11 protein-coding genes are annotated in these 17,312 nt (G+C 67.9%); 8 read left to right on the top strand and 3 right to left on the bottom strand.

The window, feature by feature from the left end; genetic code table 11:
• The first annotated feature begins 462 nt into the window (after positions 1-462).
• From ACZ6DL_RS08575 to ACZ6DL_RS08540, 8 genes are all read left to right on the top strand, one after another.
• On the top strand, positions 463-1,008 hold the full coding sequence (locus ACZ6DL_RS08575; RefSeq protein WP_357041030.1) for an NUDIX hydrolase: 546 nt from the start codon (positions 463-465) through the stop codon (positions 1,006-1,008).
• Positions 1,005-3,572, top strand: coding sequence for a DUF6049 family protein (locus tag ACZ6DL_RS08570; protein ID WP_466049975.1), 2,568 nt, complete (start codon positions 1,005-1,007; stop codon positions 3,570-3,572). The genes ACZ6DL_RS08575 and ACZ6DL_RS08570 overlap by 4 nt, the downstream gene beginning before the upstream one ends.
• Before the next feature lie 226 nt (positions 3,573-3,798).
• Complete coding sequence (locus tag ACZ6DL_RS08565) at positions 3,799-8,238, top strand: murein biosynthesis integral membrane protein MurJ (RefSeq protein ID WP_466049974.1); 4,440 nt, start codon at positions 3,799-3,801, stop codon at positions 8,236-8,238.
• A 296-nt stretch (positions 8,239-8,534) separates the two neighbouring features.
• A complete protein-coding gene (gene sigM / locus ACZ6DL_RS08560) occupies positions 8,535-9,116 on the top strand; it encodes an RNA polymerase sigma factor SigM (protein WP_466050482.1) in 582 nt (193 codons plus the stop codon).
• A 102-nt stretch (positions 9,117-9,218) separates the two neighbouring features.
• On the top strand, positions 9,219-10,007 hold the full coding sequence (locus ACZ6DL_RS08555; RefSeq protein ID WP_466049973.1) for a hypothetical protein: 789 nt from the start codon (positions 9,219-9,221) through the stop codon (positions 10,005-10,007).
• 109 nt (positions 10,008-10,116) lie between these two features.
• Positions 10,117-11,133 (top strand): thioredoxin-disulfide reductase, encoded by a 1,017-nt coding sequence (trxB, locus tag ACZ6DL_RS08550; RefSeq protein WP_357131449.1) that lies wholly within the window; start codon positions 10,117-10,119, stop codon positions 11,131-11,133.
• 54 nt (positions 11,134-11,187) lie between these two features.
• Complete coding sequence (gene trxA / locus ACZ6DL_RS08545) at positions 11,188-11,520, top strand: thioredoxin (protein ID WP_040871372.1); 333 nt, start codon at positions 11,188-11,190, stop codon at positions 11,518-11,520.
• A gap of 160 nt (positions 11,521-11,680) precedes the next feature.
• Positions 11,681-12,874 (top strand): N-acetylmuramoyl-L-alanine amidase, encoded by a 1,194-nt coding sequence (locus ACZ6DL_RS08540; protein WP_040871373.1) that lies wholly within the window; start codon positions 11,681-11,683, stop codon positions 12,872-12,874.
• 69 nt (positions 12,875-12,943) lie between these two features.
• On the opposite strand, the gene ACZ6DL_RS08535 is transcribed toward ACZ6DL_RS08540, so the two are convergent.
• The 3 genes from ACZ6DL_RS08535 to ACZ6DL_RS08525 form a co-directional block, all read right to left on the bottom strand.
• Positions 12,944-13,663 (bottom strand): GNAT family protein, encoded by a 720-nt coding sequence (locus ACZ6DL_RS08535; RefSeq protein ID WP_466050480.1) that lies wholly within the window; start codon positions 13,661-13,663, stop codon positions 12,944-12,946.
• Positions 13,664-13,914: 251 nt separating this feature from the next.
• Positions 13,915-14,928 (bottom strand): ParB/RepB/Spo0J family partition protein, encoded by a 1,014-nt coding sequence (locus ACZ6DL_RS08530; protein ID WP_466049972.1) that lies wholly within the window; start codon positions 14,926-14,928, stop codon positions 13,915-13,917.
• Positions 14,929-14,998: 70 nt separating this feature from the next.
• A complete protein-coding gene (locus ACZ6DL_RS08525; RefSeq protein ID WP_040871376.1) occupies positions 14,999-15,952 on the bottom strand; it encodes a ParA family protein in 954 nt (317 codons plus the stop codon).
• Positions 15,953-17,312 lie beyond the last annotated feature (1,360 nt).

Genomic DNA, 17,312 nt, shown 5'->3' with positions numbered 1-17,312 from the left:
GAGCGCCGCGCACCCTCGCCTGCCGATCCTCCGCACCACCCCGCCGATCTCGAACAAGGCGAAGGCCCGCCGCGCCCGGCCGCGAGCCATCCAGTGGCCGTACACCCCGAGCATCCAGCGTGTCTGCGCTCTGAACCCCAGGTCGTCCGCCTTACGAACAGCCAGCTGTAAGCGGGGCCACCGCTTCCCCCGCGAACCACCAGTACCGGTCGCCCTCGACGTCCGCGCCGAGCGGGCGCGCCCCATGTCCCGAACGCCGATACCGATGCGCCCAGCGCACCTCGACTCCCGGTTTCGAGCGAAGCGAGACCGAGCATGTTCCGTTCGCGGCCCGGCTCGCGTTTGCGCGGCCGCCGCGTACGCGACGAAGGAGCAAGCGGCGGTCGCGCGAACGCGAGCCATAAGGGGGCCGCGAACACGCCGCGCGGAGGCGCGGCCAATCCAACACAGTAGGATTGCCAGGTGTCTCCGGCCGATCGTGCGAACAGTCGACGCCGCCAGCCTCGGCGCCGCGGTTCGGCCGCCAATGCCGCCAATGCCGCCAAGCCGCGGATGCGTACGGTGCGGGAGACCTCGGCGGGCGGACTCGTCGTCGACGGCTTGGACGGTCCTCGGGAGTCGCGCAGTGCGGCACTCATCGGACGCACTGATCGCCGCGGGCGGTTACTGTGGTCGCTGCCGAAGGGACATATCGAAGAAGGTGAGACCGCCGAGCAGACCGCGATCCGCGAGGTCGCCGAGGAGACCGGCATCAACGGTGTCGTGGTCGCCGAACTCGGCAGCATCGATTACTGGTTCGTGACCGATGGTCGGCGGGTACACAAAACGGTGCATCATTATCTGCTGCGTTCGGTCGGTGGTGAACTGTCCGACGCCGACGTTGAAGTGACCCAGGTCGCCTGGGTCCCGTTGAGTGAATTGGATTCTCGGCTGGCCTACGCCGACGAGCGGCGGCTGGCGGAGATGGCGAACAAGCTGATCGACCGGATGGAGACCGGCAAGCGATGACGCGTGGACTGTTCCGGATCTTCGTGGCGGTCCTGACCATCATCGGCCCGGTGACGACGCTGCCACTGCTCGATTCCGCCTCGGCCGCAGCGCAACCTACCGGGTCCGGCACCTCTACGAATCCCAAATTCCTGAAGCTGTCTCTCGACTCGGTGACGCCGACCACGGTGACCACCGGCAGCGATTCGGTGTTGACGGTCTCGGGCACGGTCACGAATATCGGCGACCGTGTGGTGGACGACGTCAGCATCCGCGTCCAGCGGGCGGCGGCGATCACCGCGCCTGCCGGGTTGCGTGCCACGCTGCGCCTGGACGAGGTCAACTACGACGTGAACGGCGACTTCGAGGATGTCGCGCAGCGGTTGAATCCGGGGCAGCGCAAGCAGTTCACGCTGAGCATCCCGTTGCGCTCCGAGAGCGGCGCCACGTCGCTGGGCATCACGGAACCGGGCGTCTACCCGCTGTTGTTGAACGTGAACGGCGAACCCGCTTACGGCACGCAGGCCAGGCTCGACGACGCCAGGTTCCTGCTCCCGGTGCTCGGCGTGCCGCCCGTCGCGGGTGAAGAGGCCCCGTCGGTGACCGCGCCCACCCACGCCCCGGTGGCGACGACGCTGCTGTGGCCGCTGGCCGACCGGCCCAGGCAGGTCGGGGGCCATCCGGGCAGCGTGGACGGCAAGGTGGAGCTCACCGACGACGAATTGGCCGCTTCGCTCGGCAAGGGCGGGCGTCTCGATCAACTGCTTGCCGCGCTGGAGGGGACGTTGAGCCCGGGCGCGGGCCGCAACGCCGATCTGGCTTCGGCCGTGTGCCTTGCCGTCGACCCCGACCTGCTGCTCACCGTGCGCGCGATGACCAGGGGTTACCGCGTGCTGGCCAGCCCGTCCGATCCGGACGGCGCGACCAGGGCGGGCGCGGGCGCCGAACAGGCCCAGACCTGGCTGGACCGGCTGCGCGCGCTGGCCGGATCGATGTGCACCGTGGCGCTGCCGTTCGCGCAGGTCGATCTCACCGCGCTGGCCGCGGTCAACGATCCGGCGCTGTCCGCGCGCGCGATCAGCGAACCGGCCGAGATCATCGACTCCATCCTTTCCACCCGGTCGGTGCGCGGGGTCGGCCTGCCGGATTCCGGCAGCATCGACGAAGGCGCGGGCCGGCTGTTGCGCAGCCATGGTTTCAGCACCGCAGTGCTCGCCTCGACGGCGGCGGTTCCGCAGGACAGCGTGGACTGGGCGCAGTCGAGCAGTGAGAGCCACCAGACCACGGCCGGTGCGAGCGAGGCCGGAGCCACCGCGGACGCGGTCAGTCCCGAAGTGGTGCGGTTGCCCGAGATCACCGCGATCCAGCCCACCGCCCCGGTACCAGCACCGCAGGTACCGGGCAGTCCGCCGGCCGCGGGTTCACCCGCTCCCGCCGCCGACCCGGCACTGCACGCGGTGACTTTCGACATCTGGTCCGCGACGGCGCTCGCCGCGGTGGGCTCCAATCCGCCCACCCCGCCCTTCACTCCGTCCCGGGTCCGCTACGACGTCACCAACGACTCGCGTGCGGCCCGCCTGCAGGATGCTCTCGGGGCGATCTCGTGGAGCGCGCTGCACCCGGAGGCGAGCCGTTCGCTGCTGCTGGTCCCGCCACAACAGTGGGGTGCCAACCGGGACGAGGCGACCGCGCTGCTGCGTCAGGTCGACCAGCTGCTGCGCGGCAATCTCGCCACCGCGCGTCCGTTCCACGATCTGGTGGCGTTGCCGCCGGACCCGCAGCCCTACGCGCTGGACTATCTGTCGCAGGCCGCGCAGGACGCGGTGCCGGACCGGTTCCTGCCGCCCGCGCGCGAGCAGAGCCGTCGAATCACCGAGATGATGCGCGCGCTGGTGGACGTGCCGGAGGCCGAACCGACGCCGCACGACTTCCTGACGCCGCTGCGCGACGATCTGCTGCGGGTGCTCAGCCTCTCCGATCGGCGTGCCGACGATGCGGCGCCGCCGGATACATTCGCCCAGCGGCGGCTGGACCAGAACACACGGACGATGGACAAGCTCTACCGCTCGGTCACCGTGCTACCGCCGGGCGGGGTGTACACGCTCGCGTCCGAGCAGAGCCCACTGCTGCTGGTCGCGCGCAACGACCTGCCGGTGGCCATCCGGGTGAGATTCCGGATCGAGGCGCCGGCCGAGACGAAGATCACCGATCCCGGCGAACAGCAACTCCCGGCGAACGGGTCGCGCTCCTTCCAGGTCCCGACCGAGGTGAGCGACAGCCGCAACCTGGTCATTCCGATCTCGCTCACCACGCCGGAGGGCGTCGCGCTCGGCAATCCCACCCAGGTCTCGGTGCGTTCGAATGCCTACGGCAAGGCGTTGGCGATAATTACCGGATGCGCCGCACTCCTGCTGCTCCTGCTGGCCGGTCGCCGCTTGTGGCGCCGGTTCCGCGGACAGCCGGATCCGGCCGACGAGGGTTTCGATCCGGGCACCAGGCGTCGGGTCAACCGCTATCGGCGTGCGCGCCTGCGCGTGCTGCGGGCGCAGGAACAAGAGCAGGAGCAGTTGCAGGAGACGCGGTGAGCGATCCCGGCTCGATCGGGTTACGAAAACCGCTGCTACCTGCATTGATGTGGTGCAGTGCGGTGTCGTGTGGCACGGTGGAGGACAATCACGGTGTTCCCGAGCCGGTCCGGCCCGGACGGGGGCCACTGACAGAATGTTCGCCGACCACGGCGAAACTTTGCGGCGAGCCGCGGCTCACCGCACCGATGGGGGTGCGGATATCCCGGCTGGTACAGGAGGCATGATGAGCGACGATGACATATCGGCTCATCGCCCTCGACCAAGCGACCGGTTCGACGGGCCGCCGGTGCGCCGAGCGCCGGTCGCGCCGTGGGAACGTGGCCCGGCTCCGGCCGAAGCCGACCATCCGGACGTGAACGGCGGTCCATACAACGACGAACAGGCACCGCTGGTGCCGCGGATCAGTCGTCCTCCGGCCGCACCGCAGCCGCGGCCGGGTCAGCGCATGCCTCCGCCTCCGCCGCCACCGCCCGGCGCGCAGCCGAGGCCGCCCGTGCCGCCACCGCCGCGCCCCGGCCCGGTGCCCAACCCGAACCCACGGCAGTATCCCGCTCCGCCGCCACCGGCCGGGCCCGGTCAACCGCGACCGGTTCCGCCCGGTCCGGCTCGCCCGGGACCTGTGCCTTCCGGCCCTCCCGGCGGCGCTCCTCGGCAGGCGCCACCACGCGCGCCGCAGTCCGGCGCGATCCCGGCCGTGCCGCGTCCGCCCCGCTCCGGCGCCATCCCCGCGGTGCCCCGGCCCCCGCAGTCGGGTCCGATCCCCGCCGCGCCGCGTCCGCCCCGTTCCGGGCCGATCCCGGTCGCGACGCCGGAGTCCGACCGCGTGCCGCCGCCGCGCTACGCCCCGCCGCAGCCACAGCAGTTCCCAGCACCACCGCGGCAACGGCCGGCAGGCCCGGTCCGGCACGACCCCGCCGGACCGGATCGCCCGCGGACCAGGGAGTGGCCCGCGGCCACCGACACCGCGGAGCCGCCGAAGGCGGACGAATCGAAGCAGAGCGCGAACTCGCGGCTACTCAGCGACTCGGGATCGATCGCGTTCGCGACGCTGATCAGCAGGATCACCGGCTTCGGCAAGCAACTGATGCTGCTGACGGTGCTCGGCCCTGCCATCGCCAGCGCGTTCACCGTCGCCAGCCAGATTCCGAACATGATCGCGGAACTGGTGCTGGGCGCCGTGCTCACCGCCATCGTGGTGCCCACGCTGGTGCGCGCGGAGCAGGAGGATCCGGACCGTGGTGCGGCGTTCGTCCGGCGCCTGGTTACCGCGGCTTTCGTGGTCCTGGCCACCGCCGCGCTGTTGGCGACGGCCGCGGCGCCGGTGCTGACCACCCATGTCTTCCTGTCCGATGACGGCAAGGTCAACACCGCGCTCACCACCGCGCTGGCGTTCCTGCTGTTGCCCGCGATCCTGTTCTACGGCATGTCGGCGCTGCTCACCGCGATCCTGAACACCCGGCAGATGTTCAAGCCCGGCGCATGGGCGCCGGTGCTGAACAACGTGGTCGTGCTCACGGTGCTCGGCTTGTACGTCCTGATGCCCGGCGAGATCACACTGGATCCGGTCCGCATGAGCGATCCGAAGCTGCTGGTGCTCGGCGTCGGCGTCACGGTCGGCGTGGTGGTGCAGGCGGTCAGCCTCCTTCCGGCCATCCGCAGGGCGGGCATCGACCTGCGCCCGCTGTGGGGGGTCGACGCTCGCCTCAAGCAGTTCGGCGGCATGGGCGCGGCGATCATCCTGTACGTGCTGATCAGCCAGGCGGGCTTCGTCTTCGCCACGCGGATCTCGTCGCATGCCGACGCGGCGGGTCCGGCCATCTACAACAACGCGTGGCTGCTGCTGCAATTGCCGTACGGCGTCCTCGGTGTCACGGTGCTCACCGCGATCATGCCGCGGCTGAGCCGCAACGCCGCCGCCGACGACACGCCCGCGGTGGTCGACGATCTCTCCGCCGCCACCCGGTTGACCATGATCGCGCTGGTCCCCGTGGTCACCTTCCTCACGCTGGCCGGTCCCCAGGTCGGGCAAGCGCTCTACGGCTACGGCAACTTCGGCTCCGACGCCGAACGCCTCGGCCTCGCGGTCAGCTGGTCGGCGTTCGCGCTGATCCCGTACTCGCTGGTGCTGATCCACCTGCGGGTGTTCTACGCCAGGGAGCAGGCGTGGATTCCGACCTGGATCATCCTCGGCATCACCGCCGCCAAGATCGTCTTCTCCGCGCTGGCCCCGGTGGTCACCGACGCCGAGCACGTGGTGATCGCGCTCGGCGTCGCGAACGGCCTCGGGTTCACGGTCGGCGCCGTGGTGGGTGGTTGGCTGCTGCACCGCAGCCTCGGTGATCTCCGGATGGCCAACGTCGGCCGCACAGTGACCCGTGTCGTGCTTGCGTCACTCGCGGGCGGCGCGGTGATGTGGATCGTGGATCGGGTACTCGGCCTGGATCGGCTGACCGCGTCCTTCCACGGCCCGGGCTCGCTGATCCGGGTGGCGATCACGGCGGTCGTCATGTTCGCGGTGGCCTTCGGCCTGATGCGACTCGCCGGAATCCCCGAGATCGTGGCCATCACCGTGGCCATTTCCCGGCGGCTCGGCTGGACCCCGCCCGCGCCGGATCTCGACCTGGAGAGCCCGGTCGAAGATCCTTATGTCACGCAGGTGCTCCGCAGGCCCGACCCCTACTTGGCGTACCCGCGGTTCGATCCGTACATGGACGCCCAGACCATGGTGCTGCCGGTAATCAGAGCCGATGCCGTTGACCGCACCGGCATGGGTGAGTTCCCGTACCCTGTTCGGCAGAGAAGCACAAGTGGCGAATTCGCCGGAACCTCGACATATCAGGGCGAAGGAGGACCGAGGGTGAGCGACGACGCGGTGGGCGGCGTCCCGGCCGCCGATTCTTCTGCGACCACGTCCGGCGGACTGTCCACCGATGTACCGCCGACCGCGGGGGAGCCGTTGGATCCCGCGTACGCGAACAAGGAGCCGGGTACGGCTCCGCCGGAACAGGACGCGGCGAGACCGCAGGAGAATCAGCTGCCGCCAAGGGATCCGATGTACGACACCGGGATGATCCCGGTCGGCTCGCCGGAGATGCCGCCGATGGGCGGCGAGAACTTGGGTGCACGGCGGATTCCGCGCGGCCCCAAGCTTATTCCAGGCGCTTCGGTGGCAGGCGGGCGTTACCGTCTGCTGGCGGGCCACGGCGGCGCCCGCGGCTTGAAATTCTGGCAGGCGCTGGATATCAAACTCGATCGCGAGGTCGCGCTGACCTTCGTCGACGCCGACCAGAAGGCGACGGAGAACTCCGGGCAGGACGGTCCTCAGGCGATCCTGTCCCGGACGCTGCGCCTCGGCCGGATCAACTCGCCGGGCCTCGCCCGCGTTCTGGACGTCGTGCGCGGCAGCTCCGGCGGCATCGTGGTGGCGGAATGGACGCCGGGTCGCTCGCTGCGCGAGATGGCCGAGACGGTGCCCTCGCCGATCGGCGCGGCGCGGGCCATCCGCGCTCTCGCCTCGGCGGCCGAGCTGGCTCACCGCGGCGGTAGCTCGCTGTCCATCGATCATCCCGACCGGGTGCGCATCAGCGCCGCGGGTGATGCGGTGCTCGCCTTCCCCGGCACCCTCTCCGACTCCGACGCGCAGTCCGACGTGCGCGGTCTCGGCGCGATGCTGTACGCACTGATCACCGCCCGCTGGCCGATCCGCTCGGGCGGTGTCAGCGGATCCGCGGCGACCGTCGGCGGACTCCGGTTCGCCGACTTCGGCCCGGACGGCACTCCGGTGGAGCCGCGCCAGATCCGTCCCGAGGTGCCGTTCGAGATCTCCGCGGTCGCCGTGCGCTCGCTGGAGTCGAACAAGGGCGTGCGGACGGCGGCGACGGTCCAGCATGTGCTGGAACAGGCGTCGGTGGTCGATCAGAAGACCGATTTCATTCCGGTGCTCCGGCTCGGCCAGCGCGCGCCCGCGAACATGGACGACTCGCTCGCCGATCCCGAACTGCTCGCGGCCGAACGCGAGCGCTCGCAGCGGATGATGTGGATCATGGTCGGCCTCGGCATCCTCGCCGCGCTGGTGGTCGGCGTCGTCATCTGGTGGATGGTCAGCTTCTTCGCGCCGAGCGCTTCGGATGCACCGCTGAACGAACAGCGCAATATCGGCCTGACCACGAACAACCAGCCGGTTCCTACGCCGGCGGCCGCGGGCCCGAACCTCACGTCGACCGGTGTGCCGGTTCCGGTGACCGGCGTGTCGGTGTTCTCCCCGGAGGGCACCGCCGACGGCGTGGCCAACGTCCAGGCGGTGCTGGACAACGATCCGGGCACACAGTGGCGCACCGATCAGTACTTCCAGCAGTTCCCGGCGCTCAAGAAGGGGGTCGGGCTGCTGGCCACGCTGCCCGCCCCCGCCAAGCTCACGAATGTCTCGATCAACTCGGCCAGCGCGGGCACGTCGGTGGAGATCCGCACCTCGCCCACCGGCTCGCCGACGCTGGATCAGACCCAGCTGATCGGTTCCGCCCGGCTGGACAACGGCGTCACCGACATCCCGGTGCGCGCCGACCAAGCCGCACGCTACGTTCTCGTCTGGATCACCGGACTGGGGAATTCCGGAGGACAGTTCCAGACGGCTATCGCCGACATCCGTTTCGACGCCGCGCCCTAGCCCGGCTCTGCTTCCGCCGCACATTCCTTCGTGCGGGCCACTCGTTGCGCGACGTTGATCGTCGCGTATTCCGCCGTACTCCGGCCGCTCATTTGGTTGCTGCCAAAACGTTACGGACGATATGATCTTGGAGCGCTCTCAGCAGGGGAGTTCCAGGTGCGGGCGTTTCGGCCCTGGATGCTGCGAGATCTCGGTGATGGTCAACCATGCCGTTGCCGCCGTGAGGGCCGTCCAAGGGGTTGGCATTGTCGTCCGAAGTGAACGAGGAGCTGGGCAGGGGGGCGTCGCGGCCGGTGATGTGTCACGAGCGTTCCCTCGTGCTCGGTGAGTGCACCGATGTGGAGTTGTTGCGGGCGCATGTGAGTGGTCGGCGGCATGCGTTCGCCGAGTTGCTGCGCAGGCATAACGATCATCTGTGGCAGACGGCGTTGCGCACGTCGTATACGCGTGAGGACGCTGCTGATTCGTTGCAGGATGCGTTGTTGTCGGCGCATCGCACGGCGGGGGCGTTTCGTGCGGAGTCCCAGGTGCGTAGTTGGTTGCATGCGATTGTTGTGAACGCGTGCCTGGATCGGATTCGTCGCAACAAGACCAGGCGCGCGCTGTCGTTGTCGCCGGAGTCGATGCCCGAGCCGAGGGATGAGCGCGATGAGATGGCGGCGGTGGAGATGTCGATGGTCATCGACCGTGCGTTGTTCTCGTTGCCGCCGGAGCAGCGGACGGCGTTGGTCGCGGTGGATGTGGAGGGGTATAGCGTGGCCGAGGCGGCCGCGTTGCTGGGTGTACCGGAGGGAACGATCAAAAGCAGGTGCGCTCGCGGGCGGCAGCGGTTGAAAGAGCAATTGGATTATCTGCGTGATCCGGGGAACCGGAGGTAGTTGGGATGCGTCATTAATAGTGACGAACCACTGAACGATTCAGAGGCAGGTCCCGTCGGCGAGGGGATCCCCGCGATGTCAGATGCGAACAACGGAGGTGCGATGGCTACCCGGTCCGTGCCGCAGCCCCCGTTCACGCCCGAATTGCTGGCCGACCTTCATGCCGACAATGTGACATCGGCGCAGCGCGAGCAGCTGTGGCCCGCGGTCTCGCGCGACCCGGAGGCAGCGCGGTACCTCGACGCGTTGGACGAGGTCACCACCGCGTTGCGTGCTCTCGGCCGGGATGAGCACATCGTCCATTCGATGCCGGAGGACGTGACGGCCCGGCTCGCTCTGTTCATCGATGAACTGGAACCGCCCGAGGAGACTCCTGCGGAGAACGCCACGGCTCACCAGCTTTCCCCCGCCCGGACGCGCGAATCCGCTGCGGCAGCAGAGGTTTCCGGAACCGCGCCGGTGGTTCTCGATGAGTATCGGCGCGGCAGATCCCGCTGGCTCGCGGCGGCGGCCGCGGCGATCGTCACGGTGGCGGGCGTCGGTGCCTGGTTCTCGACGTCCTTCGACGGCGATGCCCCCGCGCCCACGGCACAACCGACCCCGGGGAACGACGACTGGGGTGACGATCTCACCGCCACCATGGCCCTCAGCGCGCTCGGCAGGCACAACGTCACCGGATCGCTGGCGGGCCCGGAAGCGCTCGAACGTTGTGTCCGGGCGAACGGTCTCGACCGCACGGTGCTCGGGTCGACCGACATCAGATTCCAGGGCGGCAACGCGGTGCTCATCCTGCTCAACGGCCCGCAACCGCCCAAGATCACCGCGCTGGTGGTCGGCACCGGCTGCGGCACCGGCGATCCACAGCGCAAGGCATTGCAGGACATCGGCTGACCTTGCGATCTGCGCCACGCACACGGGTGTGACCCGGACAAGCCGGGAACAACAGCCATTACCCTGTTGTTGACCGACACGTCCGATCGAATTTTCCCGGAAGGGCCCCATGAGCGAGCGTAGCGAGCAAAGAAACGACACCGGCACGCCAGTTCGCGACCTGATCATCATCGGCTCCGGACCCGCCGGTTACACGGCCGCCGTATACGCGGGCCGTGCCGAGCTCCAACCGCTGCAGTTCGAGGGGACCCAGTTCGGCGGCGCGCTGATGACCACCACCGAAGTCGAGAACTTCCCCGGCTTCCGCGGCGGCATCATGGGCCCTGATCTCATGGAGGAGATGCGCGAGCAGGCCAAGCGGTTCGGCGCGGATATCCGCACCGAGGACGTGGACGCCGTCGACTTGACCGGCCCGATCAAGAAGGTCGTCGTCGGCGGGGAGACCTTCGAGGCCTACGCCGTCATCCTCGCCATGGGCTCGGCCGCACGCTACCTGAACGTTCCGGGGGAACAGCGCTTGCTCGGCCGCGGTGTCAGCGCCTGCGCCACCTGCGACGGTTTCTTCTTCAAGGGCCAGGACATCGTGGTGGTCGGCGGCGGCGACTCCGCGATGGAAGAGGCGACCTTCCTCACCAAGTTCGCCGCGAGCGTCACCATCGTGCACCGCCGCGAGGAGTTCCGCGCCTCCCGCATCATGCTGGAGCGGGCGAAGGCGAACGAGAAGATCAAGTTCGCGCTCAACGCCGAAGTGGTAGAGGTGCACGGTGAGACCAGCGTCACCCACCTGACCCTGCGCGACACCAGGACCGGCGAGACCTCCGAGCTGGCCGCCACCGGCCTGTTCGTCGCGATCGGCCACGACCCGCGCAGCGAACTCGTCAAGGGCCAGGTCGCCTTGGACGACGAGGGCTATGTACTGGTGCAGCACCCGACCACCGCCACCGAGATCCCCGGCGTCTTCGCCGCCGGCGATCTCGTCGACCACACCTACCGCCAGGCGATCACCGCCGCGGGCACGGGCTGCCGGGCGGCCATCGACGCCGAGCGCTGGTTGGCCGACCAGGGCGACATCACCTCGAACACCCTCGCCCACGCGGGTGAGTCGGTCACCGTCCCCGCCAACTGAGCTCGCGCGAACGAGCAACACCTTTCATCTCGCTGTATCGCAAGGAGAACACCCATGCCCGAGTCCGCCAACACGGTCACCGTCACCGACGCGTCCTTCGCCGACGACGTGCTGTTGAGTGAGAAGCCCGTCCTCGTCGATTTCTGGGCGGACTGGTGCGGACCGTGCAAGATGGTCGCGCCCGTCCTGGAGGAGATCGCGGCCGCGTACGCGGACAAGCTGACCGTCGCGAAGGTGGACGTGGACGCCAACCCGAGCACCGCACGCGATTATCAGATCCTCTCGCTGCCCACTATGATGCTGTTCCGCGGCGGTAAGCCGGTCAAGCAGATCGTCGGGGCGAAGGGCAAAGCGGCTCTGCTGCGCGAACTCGAAGACGTCATCTGACGGCGCGATCCGACGACGCGCCGTACGATGCCTGGACCCGGGGATTGTTGAAACCCGGTCCGGGTCTGAGACAATCGACCGACGTTCCGGTCGTGCGAAGGTGTATCCCATCGCATGAGTGGGTACCCGCGGGTTTGACGGAAGGAAAGGGCTCTCACGCATGCACCGACTTCGTCACGGCGATTCCGGTCCAGCCGTAGCAGAGGTTCGGAGCACCCTGGCAAGCCTTGGTTTCCTACACGCGCATATCGCTACCGACCACGCGGACACACGCGAGTATTGGAAGGACACCGAGGTCTCCTTCGACCACCACCTCGACTCCGCGGTTCGCGCATTCCAGCAGCATCGCGGCTTGCTCGTCGACGGCGTGGTCGGCCCGGCCACCTACCGGGCACTGAAGGAAGCGTCCTACCGGCTCGGCGCGCGCACGCTGATCTACCAGTTGTCCGCGCCGCTGTACGGCGACGACGTGGCCACGCTTCAGCGCAGGCTGCAGGACCTCGGCTTCTACGTGCACCGCGTCGACGGCTACTTCGGTCCGCACACCCATGACGCGTTGACCGCTTTCCAACGGGAGATCGGGCTGTCCGCGGACGGCATCTGCGGTCCCGACACCCTGCGCTCGCTGGATCTGCTCGGCGCCAGGGTGACCGGAGGCAATCCGCACCGGATCGCCGAGGAAGAGGTGGTGCATCGGGCGGGGCCCCAGCTGACGGGCAAGCGGATCGTCATCGATCCGGGTCTCGGCGGTCCCGACAAGGGTTGCGCCGTGCCCTCCGAATACGGCGAGGTCTACGAGTCGGAAATCCTGTGGGACCTGGCCAGCCGTCTGGAAGGGCGGATGGCGGCCACGGGCATGGAGACCTTCCTGTCGCGTCCGTGGGGCGCCAACCCCACCGACGCCGAACGCGCGGACACGTCCAACGCCTTCGACGCCGACTTGATGATCTCGCTGCGCTGCGCCACCAACCCCAGCCCGCTGGCCAACGGTGTGGCCGGGTTCTACTTCGGCAACTCGCACGGCTCGGTGTCCATGATCGGGCAGGTGCTGGCCGGGTTCATCCAGCGGGAGGTCGTCGCCCGAACCTCTCTGCAGGACTGCCGAACCCATGCGCGAACCTGGGATCTGTTGCGTCTCACCAAGATGCCCACCGTGCAGGTCGACATCGGTTATCTGACCAACGAATACGATGCCTCGGTGCTCACCAACCCGCGTATGCGCGACGTGATCGCCGAAGCCATCTTGATCTCGGTGAAGCGGCTGTACCTGCTCGGGCAGGACGACCAGCCGACCGGTACCTACACGTTCGCTGAGCTGCTGGCCGAAGAACTGGCCGCCGCGGACCGTATGTAGCCTCGGCTTTCTCGCAACGAAACGCCCCCTGCCTTCCGACTCTCGGCGGGGGGCGTTTCGGCGTTTCCGTCAGCGCGCCCCGATGCGGGTCGGCGCGGTCATCGATGCCGCCGCGAGCAGCTGATCCAACGCCCGTTCGACATCTTCCTTCCAGCCGTGGTCGGAGTCGAGTTCCAACCGCAAGCGGGGGAATCGGTGATGCTGGGCCACGACCTCGAAGCCGACATCCTCCAAGAAGTCGGCGTCGACCATGCAGCTCTCCGGCGAGCACTCGGTCGTCGCACCCGCCCCCTTGATCGGTGCGACGATCCGCTCGAGCAATGTCATCGAGCCGGATCGCTCCGCGAGTGCCTGCGTCGCCGGGTCGGTACGGATGCCGAACGCTTCCAGAGCGCGTACGCCACGGCGCACCAGATCGGCTACCACGGCCTGGACCAGGCGATGGGCTACATCGCCACCCTGATACGGAAATTCGGCCCGCAGCGTGGTCAGCAGCACCGCGTCCGGGCTCACGGGGGAGGTGGGGAAGAGCGCGGCCCGAGGTACCACCCTCGGCGGTGCGTAGAAGGCACAGCCGGCGACGCTGCCGTCGACGTTCGCCACCTGTCCGCACGAACCCCACTCCAGCATGACCGTGGACAGCCAGGCTTCCTTCTCGAACACCGGATCGCTGAAATTGCGCGAGTCCTCCGCCACCGCGGGGTCCATCTCCCAGAAGACACAGCGCCGCGCATGCGCGGGAAGCTTTTCCAGTCCGCCGAGGGTTAGTGCTGTGACGCTGGTCGACACCGCTCTGCTCAGCCTCCAGCTGTCCGATTCATCCACGCTCACGTCGCATCAAAGTTTGCTCGCCAGCAAGAATAAGCGATCAAGGGGAACCCGCCTCATTCCATGTCGCTGTGCTGTTGGTCAAAAGAACTTGTGTTGCTTCGCCGGGAGCGATGCGCGCTCCACGACCGCGCGAAACCCTGCCGTCACAGTGACGTTTCGGCCGGTAACTCGCACCTATCGAAACCACAAGTTTAATTTCGTCACTTCTGTCACACCTGGGGCGCGCTCTGCTCCATCAGGGCGACGATCCTTTCGAGGTCTTCGACCGACCCGAACTCGACGACGATCTTGCCTTTGCGCTTGCCCATACTCACGAGGACCCGGGTGTCGAAGGAGCCGGACAGCCGATCGGCCACGGCTTGTAGGCCCGGCATCTCGATCGGCTTGCGACGGACGACGGGAGAGGGCGCGGCCGCGTCCTGCTCTCGGTTCGCCAGCATGACAGCTTCCTCGGTGGCCCGGACCGAGAGTCCCTCGGCGACGATTCGGGCGGCGAGCACCTCTTGAGCGTCCGCACCCGCTTCGAGACCGAGCAGTGCTCGCGCGTGCCCGGCGGACAGTACGCCCGCCGCGACCCGGCGCTGCACCGGGATCGGCAACTTCAGTAGACGGATCATATTCGTCACGACCGGTCGAGAGCGGCCGATTCGCGCGGCCAATTCCTCGTGGGTGACGTCGAATTCCTCCAGCAGCTGCTGGTAGGCCGCCGCCTCTTCGAGCGGGTTCAGCTGCACCCGGTGAATGTTCTCCAGCAGGGCGTCGCGCAACATCGACTCGTCCGCGGTCTCCCGGACGATCGCGGGAATGGTGGCCAGGCCCGCTTCCTGGCACGCTCGCCAGCGCCGCTCGCCCATGACCAGCTGATAGCGGTCCACGCCCGGCTCGGTCCGGCGCACCACGATCGGCTGCATCAGACCGAATTCGCGGATCGAATGCACCAGCTCGGCTAGGGCGTCTTCTTCGAAGACCGTGCGCGGCTGCTTCGGATTCGGCTCGATCTGCTCCGGCGGGATCTCCCGGTAAATGGCTCCGCCGGCCTCGAGTTCGGCGTCGTCGGCCGGATCCGGTACCCGATGCAGATAGGTGGAAGGGGGCTGCGGCCCGACCGGATCCAGACCGATGACACTCGCAGCGGCGCTGCTGAGGCCCGGAGAGGCCGTCGGTGTCGTCGGAATCAGCGCGGCGAGACCGCGCCCGAGCCCACCCTTCTTCGCCTGACTCATCGGTCTACCGACCCCTTCCTCGTTCCGCCACCAAACCGGACTGTGCCGGGCGTCGACCCGGCCCGCCGAGTCACTCCGCCGACTTCGTCGCGGCGACACGCGGGACCGCGCGGGCCGCCATCTCGCGTCCGGCATCCAGGTAGCTCATCGCGCCCCGGGAGCCTGGATCATAATCGAGCACCGTCATGCCGTAACCCGGTGCCTCCGACACCTTCACGCTGCGTGGGATCACCGACCGCAGCACGACATCGCCGAAGTGCCCGCGGACCTCCTCGGCGACCTGGTCGGCCAACTTGGTCCGACCGTCGTACATCGTGAGGATCACGGTCGAGACGTGAAGTTCCGGATTCAGGTGCGCCTGCACCAGTCCGATATTGCGGAGCAACTGACCGACGCCCTCCAGCGCGTAGTACTCGCACTGGATCGGGATCAGCACCTCCTTCGCCGCGACGAGCGCGTTCACCGTCAGCAGACCCAAGGAAGGCGGGCAGTCGATCATCACGTAATCGATGTCGTAACCGGCGATGTTCGCCTCTTGGATCGCGGCTTTCAGCCGACCCTCCCTGGCCACCATCGACACGAGTTCGATCTCGGCGCCCGCCAGATCGATGGTCGCGGGGATGCACAGAAGACGCTCACTGTGCGGGCTCGTCTGGATCGCGTCCCTCACCGAGACCTCGCCGATGAGTAACTCGTAGCTGGAGGGGACGCCCGAATGGTGCTCGATACCCAGGGCGGTGCTGGCGTTGCCCTGCGGGTCGAGATCGATCACGAGAACCGTCATCCCCTGATGCGCCAGGGCAGCCGCCAGATTCACGGTGGTGGTCGTCTTCCCGACCCCGCCCTTCTGATTGGCGATGGTGATGATGCGTTGCTCGTGCGGTTTCGGCACAGTCACCTTTCCTGGATGGAGGACCTGACTTGCACGTTGCGCTTCGGCAGCGATCGGGGTCTCACTAGGGGAGATGTGCCCGAACGGCGTATTTCCGAATGCCTCCGCGTCGAAATTGCTGGAGTCCAGCATCCCCGGCACGCGCGACGTTGTTTCCCGTGAAACATTCGCCGGACCGCTCGACATAGACAGCTCCTAACCCGAGAAACTTCAGAACACGTACGCGCGATAGGACAGATCGGCGCCGTGCCAGCAACAGCCTTTGTCGGATCGAACACGATGCACAACCGGGTCCGCGGCGCCCGATCGACCGAGCGGAGCTCCTCGCCGCTGTGACAACCAGATCCCTCCGTGGCACCTACGCTCACGCCCGACGGACACTAGCTTGCCAGCACTGAGCGGTTTAAGAAAGCTGAATCGCGGCGAGGCGCAAAGCGACACGCAAATCCGCACGATTTCACTCCGCCACGCGCGCTGTTTCACATGAAACATTGGCCGCGAACCAGGGGGCGGGACGGTTCGCCCTGACGTGGCGAGACTGAGCATCGAAGACCGGACAGCTGGGTCGCAGCGACGGTTTGGCCGACCTGCTTCCGGCGCGCCTCGACGAACGTCCTCCGTCCAGCGGCTGCTTCTTCGTGCCATGGGATGGGCTCGCTTGGCACGGTGGGGCGGACGACGAGGCGATGAACGTTGCAGCGGCCGATGGCGATCACGGACAGGGGATTCCACCATGCCTCGGCAGTGCATCGGCGCCGGGTGCCTGGATCGCGCTCGCGTCATCCCGCGGCTGCTGAGCGGAAGCGGTCGAGTGTTCCGCGCGCGCCGCACTAAGCCCATCGGCGTTCCGCTTGGGATGCGGCAGCGATCTAGTGCGGCAGAGCCGGAGAAGCGCTCCGCCGGGAAAGCTGGAGCATACGCAGCCGCATCGCCAATGGAAGATCGGCCGCTGGCGACCCGAGTTGAAGGGCTTATCAGCCACGCGGTTCGGCCGTCTGCTCATCACCGCGGCCGATGTTTCACGTGAATCATCGTGTGCAATCTCCAAGCTCGCGCACGCAGCGCCCGCAGATGGCCCACCGCTCGCGACTCGGTGCACTGGTCGCGCCACCGGCAGATAACCATTCTCCAGCGTGGGCGTTTGCTCAGGGGAGGGGGAACCACCTCGGGCCCAACCGCCTGTCCATTACGAAGACCTGCTTATCGCGGGCACAGCCGCATCATGCCCGTGTTGTATGTCCACCCCACTGCCCCCATCGCTGCCCCTCCAAACTCACCGCCCCTCCGGCCTTTCGCGCCTTTCGTTCGTGCGCGCTCTTCACTCGTGCGTGCTCTTCACTCGTGCGCGCTCTTCACCTTCTGCGATCTCCGCTCATGCGCGCTCTCGGTTCTCGCGCTCTCCCGCTCGTCCGCGCGCTCAGTTCTTCCGCGCCCTCCGCTCGTCCGTGAGCTCGGATCTTCCGTGTCCACCGTTCGTCCGCGCGCCCAATTC

Source organism: Nocardia sp. NPDC041819 (assembly GCF_055590505.1).
This window is presented reverse-complemented; position numbering and strand designations above follow the sequence as displayed.